21 protein-coding genes are annotated in these 17,108 nt (G+C 53.9%); 18 read left to right on the forward strand and 3 right to left on the reverse strand.

Annotated features, from left to right (window positions below):
- The first annotated feature begins 91 nt into the window (after positions 1-91).
- The 13 genes from BD01_RS06560 to BD01_RS06620 all read left to right on the forward strand — a co-directional run bounded on the left by BD01_RS06560 (position 92) and on the right by BD01_RS06620 (position 10,826).
- A complete protein-coding gene (locus tag BD01_RS06560; protein ID WP_042691137.1) occupies positions 92-706 on the forward strand; it encodes a MarC family protein in 615 nt (204 codons plus the stop codon).
- Between the two features lie 64 nt (positions 707-770).
- Positions 771-2,078, forward strand: a complete 1,308-nt coding sequence (gene hisS, locus BD01_RS06565; protein ID WP_042691139.1) for a histidine--tRNA ligase — start codon at positions 771-773, stop codon at positions 2,076-2,078.
- Positions 2,079-2,293: 215 nt separating this feature from the next.
- Positions 2,294-2,545 carry a hypothetical protein gene (locus BD01_RS06570; RefSeq protein ID WP_042691141.1) on the forward strand — a complete coding sequence of 84 codons (252 nt, stop codon included), beginning with the start codon at positions 2,294-2,296 and terminating at the stop codon, positions 2,543-2,545.
- Between the two features lie 282 nt (positions 2,546-2,827).
- Complete coding sequence (locus tag BD01_RS06575; protein ID WP_042691143.1) at positions 2,828-3,100, forward strand: winged helix-turn-helix domain-containing protein; 273 nt, start codon at positions 2,828-2,830, stop codon at positions 3,098-3,100.
- Positions 3,101-3,261: 161 nt separating this feature from the next.
- A complete protein-coding gene (locus BD01_RS06580; RefSeq protein ID WP_042691145.1) occupies positions 3,262-3,840 on the forward strand; it encodes a SipW-dependent-type signal peptide-containing protein in 579 nt (192 codons plus the stop codon).
- Positions 3,841-3,874: 34 nt separating this feature from the next.
- A complete protein-coding gene (locus BD01_RS06585) occupies positions 3,875-4,633 on the forward strand; it encodes a hypothetical protein (protein ID WP_042691147.1) in 759 nt (252 codons plus the stop codon).
- Positions 4,630-4,890: a hypothetical protein gene (locus BD01_RS06590; RefSeq protein WP_156927394.1), complete on the forward strand. Its 261-nt coding sequence runs from the start codon at positions 4,630-4,632 to the stop codon at positions 4,888-4,890. The genes BD01_RS06585 and BD01_RS06590 overlap by 4 nt, the downstream gene beginning before the upstream one ends.
- Positions 4,887-5,375, forward strand: a complete 489-nt coding sequence (locus BD01_RS06595; protein ID WP_042691150.1) for a hypothetical protein — start codon at positions 4,887-4,889, stop codon at positions 5,373-5,375. The genes BD01_RS06590 and BD01_RS06595 overlap by 4 nt, the downstream gene beginning before the upstream one ends.
- Positions 5,372-6,286, forward strand: a complete 915-nt coding sequence (locus BD01_RS11065; RefSeq protein WP_051482176.1) for a signal peptidase I — start codon at positions 5,372-5,374, stop codon at positions 6,284-6,286. Before BD01_RS06595 ends, BD01_RS11065 begins: the two co-directional genes overlap by 4 nt.
- Complete coding sequence (locus BD01_RS06605; protein ID WP_042691152.1) at positions 6,267-7,289, forward strand: DUF5305 family protein; 1,023 nt, start codon at positions 6,267-6,269, stop codon at positions 7,287-7,289. Before BD01_RS11065 ends, BD01_RS06605 begins: the two co-directional genes overlap by 20 nt.
- 47 nt (positions 7,290-7,336) lie before the next feature.
- Positions 7,337-10,084 carry an alanine--tRNA ligase gene (gene alaS / locus BD01_RS06610; protein WP_042691154.1) on the forward strand — a complete coding sequence of 916 codons (2,748 nt, stop codon included), beginning with the start codon at positions 7,337-7,339 and terminating at the stop codon, positions 10,082-10,084.
- A gap of 62 nt (positions 10,085-10,146) precedes the next feature.
- Complete coding sequence (locus tag BD01_RS06615) at positions 10,147-10,437, forward strand: hypothetical protein (RefSeq protein WP_042691155.1); 291 nt, start codon at positions 10,147-10,149, stop codon at positions 10,435-10,437.
- 20 nt (positions 10,438-10,457) lie between these two features.
- Positions 10,458-10,826, forward strand: a complete 369-nt coding sequence (locus BD01_RS06620; protein ID WP_042691156.1) for a hypothetical protein — start codon at positions 10,458-10,460, stop codon at positions 10,824-10,826.
- On the opposite strand, the gene BD01_RS06625 is transcribed toward BD01_RS06620, so the two are convergent.
- Together BD01_RS06625 and BD01_RS06630 are read right to left on the reverse strand one after the other, a co-directional pair.
- Positions 10,798-11,262, reverse strand: a complete 465-nt coding sequence (locus tag BD01_RS06625) for a hypothetical protein (RefSeq protein WP_042691157.1) — start codon at positions 11,260-11,262, stop codon at positions 10,798-10,800. The two genes, BD01_RS06620 and BD01_RS06625, sit on opposite strands and share 29 nt — an antisense overlap.
- Positions 11,263-11,337: 75 nt before the next feature.
- Positions 11,338-12,090, reverse strand: coding sequence for a Nif3-like dinuclear metal center hexameric protein (locus tag BD01_RS06630; protein ID WP_042691158.1), 753 nt, complete (start codon positions 12,088-12,090; stop codon positions 11,338-11,340).
- A 96-nt stretch (positions 12,091-12,186) separates the two neighbouring features.
- Here BD01_RS06630 and BD01_RS06635 point away from each other — a divergent pair, with 96 nt between their 5' ends.
- A complete protein-coding gene (locus BD01_RS06635) occupies positions 12,187-13,959 on the forward strand; it encodes a tRNA uridine(34) 5-carboxymethylaminomethyl modification radical SAM/GNAT enzyme Elp3 (RefSeq protein WP_042691160.1) in 1,773 nt (590 codons plus the stop codon).
- Here BD01_RS06635 and BD01_RS06640 read toward each other — a convergent pair.
- Positions 13,956-14,513: an HdeD family acid-resistance protein gene (locus BD01_RS06640; protein ID WP_042691162.1), complete on the reverse strand. Its 558-nt coding sequence runs from the start codon at positions 14,511-14,513 to the stop codon at positions 13,956-13,958. The two genes, BD01_RS06635 and BD01_RS06640, sit on opposite strands and share 4 nt — an antisense overlap.
- Positions 14,514-14,627: 114 nt before the next feature.
- Between BD01_RS06640 and BD01_RS06645 the strand changes: the two genes are divergently transcribed.
- From BD01_RS06645 to BD01_RS06660, 4 genes are all read left to right on the forward strand, one after another.
- Positions 14,628-15,143, forward strand: coding sequence for a YkgJ family cysteine cluster protein (locus BD01_RS06645; RefSeq protein WP_042691164.1), 516 nt, complete (start codon positions 14,628-14,630; stop codon positions 15,141-15,143).
- Between the two features lie 27 nt (positions 15,144-15,170).
- Positions 15,171-15,737, forward strand: coding sequence for a hypothetical protein (locus tag BD01_RS06650; RefSeq protein ID WP_042691165.1), 567 nt, complete (start codon positions 15,171-15,173; stop codon positions 15,735-15,737).
- 30 nt (positions 15,738-15,767) lie between these two features.
- Entirely contained in the window at positions 15,768-16,271 is a 504-nt protein-coding gene (locus tag BD01_RS06655) for a PUA domain-containing protein (protein ID WP_042691166.1), read from the forward strand.
- 83 nt (positions 16,272-16,354) lie between these two features.
- Positions 16,355-17,101: a KaiC domain-containing protein gene (locus BD01_RS06660; protein WP_042691167.1), complete on the forward strand. Its 747-nt coding sequence runs from the start codon at positions 16,355-16,357 to the stop codon at positions 17,099-17,101.
- Positions 17,102-17,108 lie beyond the last annotated feature (7 nt).

Genomic DNA, 17,108 nt, shown 5'->3' on the forward strand with positions numbered 1-17,108 from the left:
CGAGTGTTCATCACGACTCAGCCAGTGCCGGTCTCGTCATCGCCATCCAGAGTTGGCATAGCTTTTTAAATCGCTTTCCCCAGCTTTCGGTATGAGCGAGCTGTCAACGATACTGAGTTCGGCGCTGCTGATGCTCATCATGATTGACCCGAGCGACAAGATACTCCTCGTCAGCTTCCTGCGCGAGGACTTTCAGATTGACGACATCAAAGCCTTAATCGTGAGGGCCAACCTGATAGGCTTCCTTCTCTTGGCGAGCTTTGCGATAGCGGGCCAGATAATCCTCCAGGAGATTTTCCACATCAACATAAACGCCCTGAAAGTTGCCGGCGGCTTCGTTCTCTTCAAAATCGGTCTCGAAGCTCTGGAAGGCGGTGGAATGTTCACCCTCAAGAGGGAGCGCGATATACTCGCCTTGGCGGCAGTCCCGGTCGCGATGCCCCTCATAGCTGGCCCCGCCGCTATAACCGCGGTAATAACCCTCACCGCCGAGTACGGCTATCTCGTCTCCCTTTCAGCGACGGCCATAGCGATTGCAGTCGTTGCGCTCTCGATGTTCGTGGCGCTCTACATGATGAAGTCCGTCAACAAGACCTTCCTGAGCGTCACAATCAGGATAATCGGTCTCTTCATAATGGCCATCGGCGCCCAGATGATGGTCGAGGGCGTCGTCGGGATATACCTCCTCATGACCTCGGCTGGATAAACGTCAAAACCGGCCGGGATAACCTTTTAACTTCTCCCTCCTCTCTTCCGAAAAGGTGAGAGGAATGAAGGTTGAGCGCGTTAAAGGGACGAGGGATTTTCTGCCCGAGGAGATGGCGAAGAGGAGATGGGTCTTCGAGAGGATTCGCGAGGTCTTCGAGCGCTACAACTTCCACGAGGTTCTAACTCCAACCTTCGAGTACACCGAGCTCTTCAAACTCAGGAGTGGTGAAGAAGTCGTAAAACAGCTCTACGCCTTCCTTGACAAGGGCGGAAGGGACATCTCGCTCCGCCCGGACATGACGTCGAGCGTCGCGAGGCTCTACGTTTCGGCCTTCCAGACGGCTCCGAAGCCAATCAAGTGGTACTACATGGCCAACATGTTCCGCTACGAGGAACCGCAAAGCGGTCGCTACCGCGAGTTCTGGCAGGCAGGGGTTGAGCTCATCGGGAGCGACAGGGTTGAGGCCGATGCTGAAGTTATAGCGCTCTTCACCGAGAGCTACCTCGCGACCGGTTTGGAGGACTTCACCGTCAACATCGGCGACAGGGTTCTGCTCGACGAGTTCGCCAGGATGCTCGGCGTCAAAGACGACATCGGGCTCATGAGGCTCATAGACAAGAAGGACAAGCTTACCAGAGAGGAGTTCGTAAATGCTTTGAAGAACTTCGGGCTGAGCGATGAAGGAGTTGAGAAGGTCCTCTCGCTGGTTGAAATCAAGGGCGAACCGAACGAGGTTCTCCCGAAGGCCGAGGAGCTGTTCACAAGCGAGGAAGCTAAAGCCGAGATAAGGCGCCTCTACGAGCTCGTCGATTTGCTCGACGCCTACGGGGTCTCGAAGTGGATTAGGATTGACCTCGGCATAGCGAGGGGCTTCGACTACTACACGAGCGTCGTCTTCGAGGCGATAGCGCCGAACGACCTTGGAATCGGCTCGATTGGCGGCGGCGGTCGTTACGACAACCTCATCGAGGTCTTTGGCGGAAAGCCGACCCCGGCGACGGGCTTCGCGATTGGAGTGGAGAGGCTCATTCCAATCCTTGAGTGGAAGGGTCTGATTCCGGAAGTCAAGCTCAGGCCCGACGTTTACGTGATTCCTATTGGCAAGGAAGTCGAGCTCAGGAAGACGGCCGTCGAGGTGGTATCTGCCCTCAGAAGGGCGGGCGTTAAGGCCGACGTCGAGCTGACTGGAAGGAAGCTGAGAAAGGCCCTCGACTACGCTGGCAGGCTTAACGTCCCCTATGTCGTCCTCATCGGGAAGAGGGACCTCGAGAACGGCAATGTCACGGTAAGGGACATGGAAACGGGCGAGCAGAGGGTCGTGAAGAAAGAAGACGTTGTGAAGGAGCTAGTGGGAGCGCTGGGGCTTTAAAGCTTGAATTCTTTTGCCTTCCTCCTCATCCTCCACTCCTCAAGCCTTCTGACGAAGGGACAGCGGGCGCGCCACCTCTGGAGTGCCCTCCTCAGAAACCCGCACATCTCGACCACCAGATTTTATAAGAGGCAACCGTTAAAACCCTTTGTGCCGTAGGGATGATGAGTCTGGAGCCCCCTGATTGGTGACGACGTTTCGCGGGGCTGACCGGCATGAAGAGGCGCCTCTGCCGTGAGTACATAGAGGAGATTGAGAGGCTTGAGCGCTCGATTCGCGAGCTTGAGGAGGAGATAATAGAGCTGAGGATGCAGTTGAAGCTCAAGGTTGATGAAGCCAACAGGCTTGCCATCGAGAACGCGAGCCTAAGGCACAAGCTTGAGATGCAGAAGAAGACTTACCAGCGCATGGTCGAACTGCTGAAGAAAATGAAGTTCCCCATAATCTTCCTTCCAGATGATGAGTGATTCGGATGTAGTCTTGTATTCTTGTATGTATTTGTGTATCATTGTGGTTTTGCCATGTTCCTTAGTATTTAATTGTGTTGTTCCCAATGTAACTAGCTGAGCTCGGGTTGTCCCTACTCCGAATGTTGGAGATTATCCAAATTACTATTGAAAATTTTGGGCATTATATAACCCGCAAAGTTTAAATAGAACTTCGACGTTACTCTGTTTGGTATAACCAGGTTGTGCTACAATCTGTTCTCTAAAATACGGTTTGCAATCTTTCCTGTTGGGGGTTGGGGCATGAGGCGTTCGAGAGTTGAAATTATTGCTGATATCCTAGAGTCAGCCAACGGTAAGGGTGCGACGAAGACCCAGATAGTTTACCGAGCGAATCTGAACTTCAAGCTGGCCACGAACTACATACGGTACCTCCTCCGAAAGGGGTACCTTATTGAGGCCATAGAAGGTAACCGGCGGATATACAGGGTCACGGACAAGGGAAGAACGTTTTTACGCAGTTTCTCAACGATTTACCGTGAACTAGGTGATTTTGATTCCTTCGATGGCTTTTGATTTCTTCCAATGTCTCTGAACTCCGGGGTCCTTTCGTTTTCTTTTCCGTAACAAAGTTACGGATTTCATGTCAGAACGTTCTGTTCTAAACTCATTTTCTCGGAGCTTATAAAGCTGAAAAATAACATACAGTACGGGCATATTGCCCGGAGGTGCATGGAATGAAGAGTGGAATCCTGGCCCTGTTGGTTGTTGGTGTTGTACTGTTTGGACTTGGAGCAGGAACCTGGGCGTACTTCGACGACACGGAGTCAAGCACGGGGAACTACATAACGGCGGACATCCTTAACCTTAAAGTCAGCCCGGATAACAGCACCTGGTATGATGGAACTGACGTTCCTTCGAACATCGATTTTGGAAAGGTTTATCCCGGTTGGAGTGGTAGCGATGACGTTTACGTCATGAACGAGGGCGGACTGCCCGGTGAAGTCTATCTATACCTGAACTACTCCCTCGATGAGAACATCAACCCGGAGTCAGAGACCAACGGCGGGCAGACCCTTGCGGATGTTATATACGTCAAGATTTACTACAACGATGAACTCGTTTGGGATGGGTATCTCAAGGACTGGACTTATGACGACCCCGGAAACATGCTTGACCTCGGTCCTCTCGATGGCGGAAAGACCGGAAAGATAACTGTTGAGGCTTCTATTGACTACGAAGACGCTGGAAACGACATCCAGGGTGATAAGCTTACCTTCGATGTCCACCTGTACCTTAAGCAGGTGCAGGGGTGATTTCCCCTTAACCTTTTTACTGGGGTGAGCAGGGATGCGCAGTGCCTTCTTTGCCTTTTTCTTGGCTGGAATCGTTGTATTGGCCGTGGGTTACGGCACATGGGCCTACTTCAGCGACCTTGAGGTCAGTGCCGGAGACTATGTAACTGCTGATACTCTTGACCTTGTGCTTACAGACCATACTAGCGATGCTAACGCTCAGTGGGGTTACTTTTACATAGCCCCCGGCAGGGTACCCGGGGTGAACGGAGGGTATAGTGAGGGCGATAGGGCAATTCATATCTTCAACAATGGTACCTATCCTAATACTACAGTTGAGATATGGTTCACATTTGAGTGCTATGAAGACAACGATGGTAATTACACAAATGGACTTCAGCCGGGTCCTGAATCAGATACCCTGCAGACAAACGAGAGCGCTTATCTGATGCTGAGTGAGATAACATTGAACACTATGGAATACACGGATAGTCAGACTATTCGCCTTATCTATGACAAAAAACTCACTGAAACTGGATATGAATATCTTGCTCCAGAACTCAAAAGTGAGTTCAGTCCCGGACAGGAAATTACCCTTGCGGACTTGGCCAGAATGAGATTCGTGGGATTGCCAGGTCCGGAGCCTCTCTACGGGACGTTAGACACTAGCAGTATCCAGTACTTGGACGAGCCCAACACTCAGCTTTCCTTTGATGGCCCAGAAGGAAAAATGCTAGACTCCAGCCAGAACTACTGGCAGGGCGACGTCTGTATAATGACCGTCCACGTGAGGTTATTGCAGTCGGAGCCGTGAGCCCCATGCGGGTCCTCTACGCCATCTTTTTCTTTGTTGCAGTTACGTTCACCCTCTACCTCCTTGCCATGTATGAGGTAGGCAACACTGAACCTCAGGCTTCTAGTGTCTTTGATAACGTGACCCAGAACGTTAGTGCTTCCCCGGCCGAGATGACGATGGCCCTTGGAACGATTTCGTTCCTCGCGAGGGTTGGCCTTGCCGTGGTGTTCCTGAGCATGGCCGTCTACGTAATCTCCGAGCTGGTGATGAAATGATGAGGACTCTCTTGGCATGGCTCGTGGTCGTTTCAATTTTCGTCTACTCGTACTTCGGCTCGTTTGCTTACTTCTCGGATTCCGCTTCAATAAGGCTGTCGCTTCAAATGGAGCAGACTTCGGTTCAAATCAGCTGTGAAAACCTTACCCTCGTTCACTGTCACTGCCCCTGCTCCTGCTCCTGCGGCTACTACATCCTCAGGGGCATCATCGTTAACACCACCGGCAACTCCACGCTTGATGGAATCTATTTCAGTAGCAGGGGATGGGTTTTGGGCGGTGTGATTGTTGACAATTCAAGCTTTAATGCCGGGGCCGGTCTGTACCTACCTCTGAACGCTACTCTATCCCCTGGGGTTCACGACGTTTCCCTAATCCTCTACAAGACGAATTCCCGCGGAAATAGGCATGCCATGTACTTGGTGTTCTACATTGATGGTAGAGAGTACCCTCTGTCAATCGTTCCAAGGTGGTGTCGGCGATGAGAAGGCTTCTCTCATTCGCGGTCATCCTCGTGCTCCTGCTGACCTTTCCAAGGCTCAGGACGCTAACGCCACTCGTGGTTCTAAGCGGGAGCATGGAGCCCTACTTTAACCCCGGTGACATGGTCTTAATCGAGCCGGTGAACGCCTCCGGTGTTCAAATCGGGGACGTGGTGGCCTTCCATCCGGCGTGGGCTAAGGGAGAAGAGGCGCGCAATACACTGTACACCCATAGGGTCGTTGGCATAATCAGGAACGCAACCGGTTTATACTTCGTCACCAAGGGGGACAACAACGAGGAAAATGACCCCGCGCCAGTTCCCGCCCAGAACGTCGTCGGGAAGGTCACCATCGTCCTTCCTTATCTTGGCTATATGACGAGGCACAATCCGGATAGGAGGGTGCTCCTGGCTGTTTACGTGCTGTTCATTTTGCTCCCGGGAATTTACATACTCGTGTCTACGCTTCGAGAGCTCTCTGAGCGTCCAGTAGTGGCGCGGAGGAAAGAACGCCTCCAGCTAATTAGCTCAAGGTATTCCCGTCTTGTTTTCCCCAAGAAAGCTCTCTCCATCTTCATAGGTTTTCTGCTGTTTTTCACTGTCTTACTAACCCCCCGGCTTGATTCGGCCAGGGATGGGTTTGCCAACGGCGGAAAACTGCCGGTGCTCCTAATCTCCGGGGGAGTTCCTGGATACGTTTACCTCAACCCCGGCGACTCCTGCGCCTGCAACTACACCTACGCAGTAAACGCCGTCCTGCCGGTTCAGTGGCTTGTCCTTCTCTCCGGGATTCCTCTTTTTCCCCGGTCGCTCGCTCTTCTCCTAGCTCTGCTCTCAACTCTCATGCTGTATCCTCTCTGGACGTCCAGGTTCCCGAACGTGGAGGTGAAAAGGCATGGACCCCGCTTTATTTGAAGTCCTTCTTAAAATTAGGCGGAACTGGCTGGCCGTTTTCCTCGTTTCCCTGCTACTCTCCGGGGCGCTGGCGTACGCCTACACGGTGACCCCTGCCGTCGTCCGGGAAACCTCAAAGGTCTCCAAGCCCCTCTACCGCTGGGGCGGTGTTCTCAACGCTTCCGCCGTCGTTGCAAAGGAGAACCCCATCTGGTCTTTGGGGGAGAGGGTTAGCCTTCCCATTTACCCCCTCGACGTCACCCCCGTGCTTGAGCCTACGCTAACATGGAAAATCTACGCCAAATCCGCCGACGTCAACGTCACCGCTCACATGGAAGTTCTCTATTACGTCTCCTACAACGGCGAAAGGCTGTTTGAGAAGGTGTACAACGCCTCTTCGGCATCGGGACGTAACGGAGTTGTCCTTTCAATTCCGGTCAACGTCTCCGATGTCGTTTCAAGGATTGAGGCCGATGTGGCTTTCCTGAAGTTGCCCCGCTTTGAGAGCGGTATCGAGGTGAAAGGGGACTTCTCCTACTCGGGAACCGTCGAAGGAAGGCCCGTTTCGGGAAGCGGTTCCCTGAACGGAAACGTTAAGGTGTCCTATGGCTCGGTCTACACCTTCACCGGTGACGCCGTCAACGGCACGGGCACGTACACTGAAACCGTAACCTTCACGAGGCCGGTCAACCGCGTAAAGCGCACACTGCTCCTCGGGGGCTCTGTCCTGGCCCTCGCCCTGGCCATTGTGGCGCTTGTGTTGAGGTTCCGTTTCAACCCCTCCCCGGAGGAGGTGGAAAGGGTCAGGGCCATGGCGGAGCTCAGGCGGTACGGCAAGTGGATAAGCACTGGAAAGCTCCCTGAAAGCTACGTCCACTCACCGCCCAAGGTGGAGTTCCCAAGCCTTGGAGACCTCGTTGAAACGGCCATTGACCACGGGAAGAGGGTAATCCACGACCCGGAAAGGGGACTTTACTTCTTCGTTGACGGGGGAGTTCTCTACATCTTCTCTCCGAAATCCTAACGAAAGCCTTTTTTACATCCCCTTTCAGTTACCCCCAGGTGAGAATTATGAGCATGGACATGACCACGAGAATGTTTAAAGAGGAAGGCTGGATAAGGAAGCGGTGCCCCAAGTGTGGGAAGTTCTTCTGGACGCTCGACCCGGACAGGGAAACCTGCGGCGACCCGCCCTGTGACGAGTACCAGTTCATAGGAAAGCCCGGCATACCGAAGAAGTACACCCTCGACGAGATGCGTGAGAAGTTCCTGAGCTTCTTCGAGAAGCACGGCCACGGAAGGGTCAAGCGCTACCCTGTTCTTCCGCGCTGGAGGGATGATGTCCTCCTCGTCGGCGCTTCAATCATGGACTTCCAGCCCTGGGTCATCAGCGGTGAGGCCGACCCGCCGGCGAACCCGCTCACGATAAGCCAGCCATCGATTCGCTTTACCGACATAGACAACGTCGGAATAACTGGCAGGCACTTCACGATTTTCGAGATGATGGCCCACCACGCCTTCAACTACCCGGGCAAGCCGATTTACTGGATGGACGAGACGGTTGAGCTCGCCTTCGAGTTCTTCACCAAGGAGCTGAAGATGAAGCCCGAGGACATAACCTTCAAGGAAAACCCCTGGGCAGGCGGAGGAAACGCCGGACCGGCCTTTGAGGTGCTCTACCGCGGTCTGGAAGTGGCAACGCTCGTCTTCATGCAGTACAAGAAGGCCCCGGAGAACGCCGACCCAAGTCAGGTGGTCGAGATAAAGGGCGACTATTACGTCCCGATGGAGACCCGCGTTGTTGACACCGGCTACGGCCTTGAGAGGCTCGTCTGGATGAGCCACGGCACTCCAACGGCCTACGACGCCGTTCTTGGCTACGTCATCGAACCGCTCAAGAAGATGGCCGGCGTTGAAAAGATAGACGAGCGCATTTTGATGGAGAACTCTCGCCTTGCCGGAATGTTCGACATCGAGGACATGGGCGACCTGAGGTATTTGAGGGAGCAGGTGGCAAAGCGCGTTGGCATAACCGTCGAGGAGCTTGAGAAGGCCGTTAGGCCCTACGAGTTAATCTACGCCATAGCTGACCACACGAAGGCCCTAACCTTCATGCTCGCCGACGGCGTAATCCCGTCCAACGTCAAGGCCGGCTATCTGGCGAGGCTTCTCATCAGGAAGAGCATAAGGCACCTCCGCGAGCTCGGCCTCGAGATACCGCTCGCTGAAATCGTCGCGATGCACATAAAGGAGCTCTCACCGACGTTCCCCGAGTTCAAGGAGATGGAGGACGTTATACTAGACATCATCAACGTCGAGGAGAAGCGTTACCACGAGACCCTCAGGCGCGGAAGCGACCTGGTGAAGCGCGAGATAGCCAAGCTCAAGAAGAAGGGCATCAACGAGCTCCCGCTCGAAAAGCTCATTCTCTTCTACGAGAGCCACGGTCTAACGCCGGAGATAGTGGCAGAAGTGGCGCAGAAGGAAGGTATAAAGGTCGAGATTCCGGACAACTTCTATACGCTCGTGGCGAAGCAGGCCGAGAAGACCGAGAAGAAGACCGCCGCTGAGTACGTGGTGGACTTCGAGCTCGTTAAGGACTTACCCGAGACGAGGACGCTCTACTACGAGGACCCCTTCATGAAGGAGTTCGATGCGGAAGTCGTTAAGGTCATAGACGACTGGGTCGTGCTCAACCAGACGGCCTTCTATCCGGAGGGTGGCGGTCAGCCCTACGACACCGGAACGCTCGAGGTTAACGGCGAGGAAGTCAAGGTCACCAACGTCCAGAAGGTCGGAAAGGTAATCCTCCACAGGGTCGAGAAGCCGGAGCTCTTCAAGCCGGGCGTTAAGGTTCATGGAAAGCTCGACTGGGACAGGAGAATCCAGCACATGCGCCACCACACGGGAACGCATGTCCTCATGGGCGCGCTCGTCAGGGTTCTTGGAAAGCACGTCTGGCAAGCTGGAAGTCAGCTCCACAAGGACTGGGCGAGGCTGGACATCTCCCACTACAAGCGCATAACCGAGGAGGAGCTCAGGGAGATAGAGCGCCTCGCCAACCGCGTCGTCATGGAGAACAGGAAGGTGACCTGGGAGTGGCTTCCGAGGACCGAAGCAGAAATGAAGTACGGCTTCCGCCTTTACCAGGGTGGCGTCGTTCCGGGAAGGGTCATCAGGGTGCTCAAGATAGAGGACTGGGACGTTCAGGCCTGCGGTGGAACGCACCTGCCGAACACGGGCTTAATAGGTCCGATTAAGATTCTCCGCACCGAGAGAATCCAGGACGGCGTTGAGAGGATAATCTTCGCCGCTGGAGAGGCCGCGATAGACTGGATGCAGGAGACCGAGAAGTTGCTCAAGAAGACCGCTGAAATCTTCCGCGTGCCGCCGGAGAAGGTACCGGAGACAGCCGAGAGGTTCTTCAACGAGTGGAAGGAGGCCAGGAAGGAGGTCGAGAAGCTCAGGAAGGAGCTTGCCAAGCTCCTCGTCTACGAGCTGGAGAACAAGGTTGAGAAGGTAGGTGAGGTAGAGTTCATCGGCGCGGTCGTTGAGGGCACGATGGACGACCTCCGCGAAGCGGCCAACAGGCTCAGGAAGGAGAAGCGCGTCGTTGTCCTCATAAGCAGGGAGGGCCACTTCGTTGTTGCAGTCGGCGATGGCCTCGACCTTAAAGCGGGAGAGCTGGCGAAAATAATAACCTCCGTCGCCGGCGGTGGCGGTGGTGGAAGGAAAGAACTCGCGCAGGGCAGGATAAAGAACCCGCTGAAGGCCGAGGAGGCGATAGAGGAGGTTAAGAAGAGGCTGTCGGGAAGTTAGGTTTTTATACTGTATTTTATTACTTAACTTGTCATAATGTTGAAGAATTAAAGGTGAGTAATATGAAAGAGGTTATCATTTTATTTAGATGCTCAATAATTCAGGGAAATAGAATTAAAGTGAAAGAAGTGAAAGTTACCAAGGAATATGCAAACAGGAAGTGTGAAACTCTAGTAAAATTCCCAGAGGGTTGGTCTCTTAATGATATTGAAAGATGTCTATTATACACTTGGGGATGCTATAAACTCAATGGTAAGTATGTGGGAGATAACTTTTATTTAAGCTTTGATTGTTCTGAGTCTTATCACTTTGATTTTGATTATAATGAGTGTTACGTAGAGTTGATATTATAAGGGGGGTTAAGCACTTAGAGGTGTCCTCAATCAAGGTCAAAACCCTAACCCGTCAGATAATCGCGCTCGCCGATGAGCTCGGCTTCAAGGCCGTTCCCGAGTACCGAACGCCGGACGGCACGAGGATAGACGTGGCGATACTCGACGGTGAGAGGAAGCTTTTGGCGATAGAACTCGAAGCATCTTTTAAGTGGTTTCCTCAGAGGGTTCTCTACGACGTTGTCAAGGCCCACCGCGCCGGCTTCCCCGAGCTGTGGGTGGTAACACCTTTTAGAGCTAGTCCCGGCTGGGTTCTCAAATACGCAGAGGAACTCGGCATTTCTGTCAGGATAATGGGAGAAGAAAAGGTTCTCTCGGAGCTCAGGACTTCTCTTCCTTCCGGTACTTGATGTAAATGACGTCTTCGGCGTGCCAGAACGGGGCCTTTTCGCCGATAACCTTTATCTCGGGGCTCTCGCCTTCGTAGATTATCCTCCGCGTGAGCTCCTCCGGGAGCTGGAACTGAACGTACACCTCGGCGGGAACGCTGTCCTTGTCAACGGTAATCTTGAACGTATCCGTTCCCCGGTAGTCCCTGTCTCCGTAGCGGACGAGGTAGCTCGTTCCCTCCGGGAACTGTATCGTCAGCTCGAAGGAGCTTATCTTGGGCTTTATGTGCATTGTGAAGAGTCCATAGCCGTCTTTTGTGATAAATGTGATGCTCTGGTTGTCTATATAGAACACTTCTTTGTATTCAATGGTCGCTGGCGGCAGCTGGGCTGTCTCAAATGCGTACGCGACGAGTGCAATCGTGATAATCGCCATGATAGCGAGGGCCTTGTTCATCCCTGTCACCCAAGAAACTTTGTTTCGGCCGGTTATTAACGCTTTTGTGTAGGTGGTTACGCCGAAAAAACGAAATTAAAGGCCCGTTGGTTCGTCTATGAAGAAGACGCTCAGCCCAAAGCGCTCCCTAACGAGCTCCATCAGGGCCTTAACGCCGAGAGTCTCGGTCTTGTAATGCCCTGCAACCAAAACGCTCTGGGGCAGGTCGAGGGCCGTCAGATAGTCCGCGTGCGTGAACTCTCCCGTTATGAGGAGGTCTATTCCCCTCCTGCGGGCCTCCTCCAGTGCAAAGGCTCCGGCCCCGCTTATCGCGCCGACGGTTTTAATCTCCCTCTCCCCGAACTCGTAGGTTTTGACGGTCGTGTCGAGCTTTTCAGCTATAACCTGAGCCACTTTCTCAATCGGCTGTGGCTCTTCGAACTCGCCGTAGAAGCCTATGCTCAGTCCCCTGTACTCGCCGAAGGGCTCTTTGGGCTCCAGACCGAGGAGTTTGAGCAGGCCGACGTTGTTGCCGACTTCCGGGTGCGCATCGAGGGGCAGGTGAGCCACGTAGAGGTTCAGGCCGTTTTCGATTAGCGCTTTCAGCCTTTTGTAGTGGATACCTGTTATATAATTAAGGCCTCCCCAAATCATTCCGTGATGCACTACCAGCATGTCGGCCTTTCCCTTAGCGGCCCTCTCGATTGTTCTGAGCGTCGTATCAACGGCAAACGCTACCCTCTCAACCTCAGTCTTTCCCTCCACCTGCAGTCCGTTGCTCGACTTGTCGGGATAAGCCGAAACCTGAAGGTATTCGTTGAGGAAAGCGACCAGCTCGTCGCGGTTCATGGCTATCACCTATTCACTTGGTGAATTATTCAGTAACTGAATATGCCCCACAAACCCTTTTAAAACCCCGCCCTACATCGAGCGAGAGGTGTCGCTATGGATGAGAGATTCCAAGAGGCAGTTAGAGAGCTTGCGAGACTCGTGATGGAGGGCGAGATTAAGAGCAGGGACGAGCTCAACCGCTGGAAGATTAAAATAGCTAGGAAGTATCATCTCTCAAAGATTCCGGGCAATTCCGATATCCTGAAGGCCATTCCTGAGGAGAGGCGCGAGGAGTTCAGGGACTTGCTGAAGAGAAAGCCAACGAGGACGATAAGTGGCGTCGCGGTCGTTGCCATGATGACGAAGCCCTTTCCCTGCCCCCATGGCAGGTGTATATACTGTCCCGGTGGGCCGAGCGTCGGTTCGCCCCAGAGCTACACGGGAAGGGAGCCTTCCGCTTTGAGGGCGATTCAGAGCGCTTACCATCCTTACATCATCATGATGCGTCGCCTTAAACAGCTCACCGACATAGGCCACGACGTTGACAAGGTCGAGGTCATAATCCAGGGCGGGACCTTTCCGGCGGTTGACCTGGACTACCAGGAGTGGTTCATCAAGTGCGCCTTTAAGGCTATGAACGACTTCCCGCACTTCAAAGATGTAGAGAACCTCGAGGAGAAGCTGATTAGGCTGATAGTGAAGAAGGACGAGTCCGTTTTTGAGGAGGACCCGAAGTTCCGCGAGGCGTGGCTCAAAACTCACTCCAAGCCCTACTACTACCTTGAAGACGAGCAGAGGAAGAACGAGAAAGCTAAGGTCAGGATGGTAGGCCTTACGATAGAGACAAGGCCCGACTGGGCCTTCGAGAGGCAGATTGACAGGATGCTCAAGCTCGGAACGACGCGCGTTGAGCTTGGAGTCCAGACGGTCTTCAACTTCATCCACGAGAGGACCAAGCGCGGTCACGGCGTCGAGGAGATAGTGAAGGCCACACAGCTCCTCCGCGATGCTGGATTGAAAATCAACTACCACATAATGCCTGGTCTGCCGGGGAGCAACTTCGAGCGTGACCTATACACCTTCAGGACGATTTTCGAGGATTCCCGCTTTAGACCGGACATGCTCAAGGTTTACCCGACGCTCGTAACCAAGGACGCCCCCCTTTACCGCTGGTGGAAGGAAGGTAAATATCGCCCATACCGCACGGAAGAAGCCGTTGAGCTCCTCGTTGAGGCTTACAAGCTCTTCCCGAAGTGGGTTAGGGTAATGAGAATCCAGCGCGACATTCCAGTTCAGCTCATCGTTGACGGCGTCAAGCACTCGAACCTCGGCCAGCTGGTCTTCAACGAGCTGATAAAGCGCGGTATAAGGCCGAGGGAGATTCGCTTTAGGGAAGTCGGCCACATGATGGAGAAGTTCGGAATCCAGCCGGAGGTTGAGCATATAAAGCTCCTCCGCGAGGACTACGGGGCATCTGGCGGAAGGGAGATTTTCCTAAGCTTTGAAGATACCAAGAACGACATCCTAATCGGATTCCTCCGCCTCAGAATTCCGAGCGAAAAGGCCCACAGAAAGGAGATAAACTGCTGTTCCTCGGCGATAGTCAGGGAACTCCATGTTTACGGCCCGCTCGTGCCGATTGGCGGGAAGCCACGCTATGAGTGGCAGCACCGCGGCTATGGAAGGGAGCTTCTGGCCGAGGCTGAAAGAATCGCCCGCGAGGAGTTCGACGTCAAGAAGATGCTCGTAATCAGCGGCGTTGGCGTCAGAGAGTATTACAGAAAGTTCGGCTACCGGAAGAACGGCCCCTACGTTGCAAAGAGGCTCGATAAGGGCTACGCCGAATATAAAAAGAGCGGGGAGTTCGACGCGCACCTGAACACTTAAGCAGGAACCCCGCTTTTCTCCCCTTCTGCCTTCGCCGCCAGCGCTATCGCTATGAAGTTGGCACCGCTCATTATGAGGTCAACGGACACGAACAGTCCAATCGCCCAGAGGCTCGACCAGGGCCACTGGAGCACTATCAGGACGCCGAGGAATATCGTCAGGACTCCCGAGAGTGTCATCAGCGCCCACTGGCTTATATCTCTGTTCTGGAAGGCAACGCCAATCCTTATCGCGCCTATTGCAATCAGCGAGAACCCGAGGACGAGCGTTAGTATCGTCGTCGCGAGAACGGGGTTCTCAAGGGTCGCTATACCGCCGATGACGTAGATAACGCCCATGAGGATGTGCAGGCCCCTGCTCTTCCAGTCCCTGGCCTTTGCTATTCCCTGCACAATCTGGAGCGCTCCGGCGACGAGCATGAAGGCTCCGAAGATGGCAACGCTCGTTATCGTCACCAGCGGCAGGAGGAGCAGGCCGGCGAATCCGAGGGTTACGAAGATTATTCCAAGGCCCAGCAGCCATGCCCAGTTCTTCTTGAGCTCACCGTACTCCATTCTACCACCTCCAAGTTTTTTCACAAAAAGTAACTTTAACTGCTTAAAAAGTTTTCTGTAATTTAGTTACTAAAATATCGAGAGCTTTATAAAGGGAGAGCCCAACACTCGCCCATGCGCTTCAAACCGAGACCCTTCACAGAGCCGGTCGGCTTCCGCTGTCTCTACTGCCTCGACTGCTGCAGGGGAAGGCACGTCTACCTGACTCTGAAAGACGTCGAGCGAATAGCCAAAGCCGGCCACGACCCCCAGGACTTCGTGACGTTCTCGGTCGAGGGGGATAAGATACGCTTCGTTCTCGCCGTCCGGGAGTGGGATTTGGGTTGCGTCTTTCACGACCCGGAAACCGGTAAGTGCAGGATTCACGAGGTCAGGCCGGTTATCTGCCGCATCTACCCCTTCATGGTCTCCAGAAAACCGCTCGGCATCGAGGGTGAGAAGCCGTTCAATTACAAAGGCGAAACCCTGTGGCTCTACTACGACGAGAGCTGTCCCGGGATAAACGCCGAAAACCCGGAAACGACGATAACGCCCGAGGAGATAGCGGAGCTCGGGCTTGAGTTCGAGAGGGAGTTCGAGAAGACCGATATGGACGGCTTTGCAAGGCTTCTCGACGAGCTCGAAAAGTAGATATACAACTTCTCCCTAACACCTCTTATGAGGGGTCTCCTGCTGACTTCCATTTATCTCGTTCAGGGCGTTCTCAACCTCGTCTTCTACGGGATTCCCTTAGTAATGTTCTCGGTTCTCCTACCCCAGTGGGTGTTTCGTGAAGTTGCGTGGCTCCTTCCGTTCCTGGTTCTCCTGTACTTTGCCCTCGGGGCTTTCTCACTCTATTTTCTTGGTTTCACCCCACGGCCCGGTATGGGGAGGCGCATTGGAGTCGTTTACTTCTCCATTGGGCTGGTTGGTTCAACGGCGGTCTCCCTTGAACCCTTCGGTGAGACTCCCCTCCTGAGGGTTCTTTTCGTTGCCTGGGCTCTCCTCTCGCTCCTCGGCCTGTTCCTCCTGCTCCGCACGGAAAACCTTGGGGAAGTCTCGCCCCTGCTCATCGTTTCGGCGCTCCTGATTCTGCTGTTCTCGGGCGCGGTGAGCTTTCTGACGGCCCAGTGGATTGTTGAGGATTACTACGCCCACATTCATATGAACGAAAGCGTTCCCGAGAACGCGACCGTTATAGTTGCCTACCCAGAAAACGTCAGCCCTCCCAACGGAACGGGCTAAGCTTTTAAGTTCCGCACCAAGCATAGTGACATGAGCCAGGAACTCCGCTACCGCCGTGCCTCCGCATGGGAATACGACCTCATACTCCGCGAGGCCGAAAAGTACGGCGAGTTAAAGCACCATTTTTTCGCCGTCGTCGAGGGTAAGTTCAGGGACGTCTACGCCGTCAACGAGCGGGTCTGGAGGGAGCTTGAGGGATTAAAGGTTAAGCCCTACGCCTACGGAACCTTTGTCGGCACGATTAAGGTTGACAACCTTGTTGAAAAGTTCTACCCCAACGTCGAGTTCTTCTACTTCGTTGAGGTCGAGAAGAACTACGCGGTGCTGAGTCCGAAGGCCGGCTTCCTCTTCACCACGGGCAAGGACGTCCCGAGGAGTGGCGTGCGAAAGTACGTCTGGCAGGGGACGAAGAAGCTCGTAATATACGACGAGAACGGGATTATCCTCGGCATTGGCAGGATAAACCCCGAAAGCAGGAGGAAGTTCATCCTGAACGTTACCGACATTGGGGAGTTTTTGAGGCGGAAGCGCTGAATTTTCTAACTGCACGTAACCTTTTTAAGACCTTTTGCGTAGAGCCTAATGGTAACTAAAGGTTACTAAAGGGGGTGACGCTCATGATTAAGAAGGTCAAGACCGGCATTCCTGGCATGGACGAAATCCTTCACGGCGGAATTCCCGAGAGGAACGTCGTCCTGCTCAGCGGCGGGCCGGGAACCGGCAAGTCCATATTCAGCCAGCAGTTCATCTGGAACGGACTCCAGATGGGCGAGCCCGGCATTTACGTCGCCCTTGAGGAGCACCCGGTTCAGGTCAGGCAGAACATGGCCCAGTTCGGCTGGGACGTGAGAAAGTATGAGGAGGAAGGTTTATTCGCGATGGTTGACGCCTTCACCGCTGGAATCGGCAAGAGCAAGGAGTACGAGAAGTACATCGTCCACGACTTAACCGACATCAGGGAGTTCATAGACGTCCTTAGAACGGCCGTTAAAGACCTCGGGGCCAAGCGCGTCGTTATCGACTCGGTTACAACTCTCTACATCAACAAGCCGGCGATGGCGAGGAGCATCGTCATGCAGCTCAAGCGCGTCTTAGCTGGTCTCGGGGTTACGAGCATACTCGTGAGCCAGATAAGCGTCGGCGAGCGCGGATTCGGCGGACCGGGAGTTGAGCACGGCGTAGACGGCATAATAAGGCTCGATTTGGATGAGATTGACGGTGAGCTCAAGCGCTCACTCATAGTCTGGAAGATGCGCGGAACGAGCCACAGCATGAGGAGGCACCCCTTCGAGATAACCGATAAGGGAATCGTGGTTTACCCCGACAAGGTGCTGAAGAGGAAGACCGTTGTTGAGATTGAGTGAAAACTGA

This window comes from Thermococcus nautili, assembly GCF_000585495.1.
Lineage (GTDB): Archaea > Methanobacteriota_B > Thermococci > Thermococcales > Thermococcaceae > Thermococcus > Thermococcus nautili.

Coding starts and splice junctions, on each gene's coding strand:
- BD01_RS06560 (WP_042691137.1), top strand. CDS start 92: ATGAGCGAGCTGTCAACGATACTGAGTTCGGCGCTGCTGATGCTCATC.
- hisS (WP_042691139.1), top strand. CDS start 771: ATGAAGGTTGAGCGCGTTAAAGGGACGAGGGATTTTCTGCCCGAGGAG.
- BD01_RS06570 (WP_042691141.1), top strand. CDS start 2,294: ATGAAGAGGCGCCTCTGCCGTGAGTACATAGAGGAGATTGAGAGGCTT.
- BD01_RS06575 (WP_042691143.1), top strand. CDS start 2,828: ATGAGGCGTTCGAGAGTTGAAATTATTGCTGATATCCTAGAGTCAGCC.
- BD01_RS06580 (WP_042691145.1), top strand. CDS start 3,262: ATGAAGAGTGGAATCCTGGCCCTGTTGGTTGTTGGTGTTGTACTGTTT.
- BD01_RS06585 (WP_042691147.1), top strand. CDS start 3,875: ATGCGCAGTGCCTTCTTTGCCTTTTTCTTGGCTGGAATCGTTGTATTG.
- BD01_RS06595 (WP_042691150.1), top strand. CDS start 4,887: ATGATGAGGACTCTCTTGGCATGGCTCGTGGTCGTTTCAATTTTCGTC.
- BD01_RS11065 (WP_051482176.1), top strand. CDS start 5,372: ATGAGAAGGCTTCTCTCATTCGCGGTCATCCTCGTGCTCCTGCTGACC.
- BD01_RS06605 (WP_042691152.1), top strand. CDS start 6,267: ATGGACCCCGCTTTATTTGAAGTCCTTCTTAAAATTAGGCGGAACTGG.
- alaS (WP_042691154.1), top strand. CDS start 7,337: ATGAGCATGGACATGACCACGAGAATGTTTAAAGAGGAAGGCTGGATA.
- BD01_RS06615 (WP_042691155.1), top strand. CDS start 10,147: ATGAAAGAGGTTATCATTTTATTTAGATGCTCAATAATTCAGGGAAAT.
- BD01_RS06625 (WP_042691157.1), bottom strand. CDS start 11,262: ATGAACAAGGCCCTCGCTATCATGGCGATTATCACGATTGCACTCGTC.
- BD01_RS06630 (WP_042691158.1), bottom strand. CDS start 12,090: ATGAACCGCGACGAGCTGGTCGCTTTCCTCAACGAATACCTTCAGGTT.
- BD01_RS06635 (WP_042691160.1), top strand. CDS start 12,187: ATGGATGAGAGATTCCAAGAGGCAGTTAGAGAGCTTGCGAGACTCGTG.
- BD01_RS06640 (WP_042691162.1), bottom strand. CDS start 14,513: ATGGAGTACGGTGAGCTCAAGAAGAACTGGGCATGGCTGCTGGGCCTT.
- BD01_RS06645 (WP_042691164.1), top strand. CDS start 14,628: ATGCGCTTCAAACCGAGACCCTTCACAGAGCCGGTCGGCTTCCGCTGT.
- BD01_RS06650 (WP_042691165.1), top strand. CDS start 15,171: ATGAGGGGTCTCCTGCTGACTTCCATTTATCTCGTTCAGGGCGTTCTC.
- BD01_RS06655 (WP_042691166.1), top strand. CDS start 15,768: ATGAGCCAGGAACTCCGCTACCGCCGTGCCTCCGCATGGGAATACGAC.
- BD01_RS06660 (WP_042691167.1), top strand. CDS start 16,355: ATGATTAAGAAGGTCAAGACCGGCATTCCTGGCATGGACGAAATCCTT.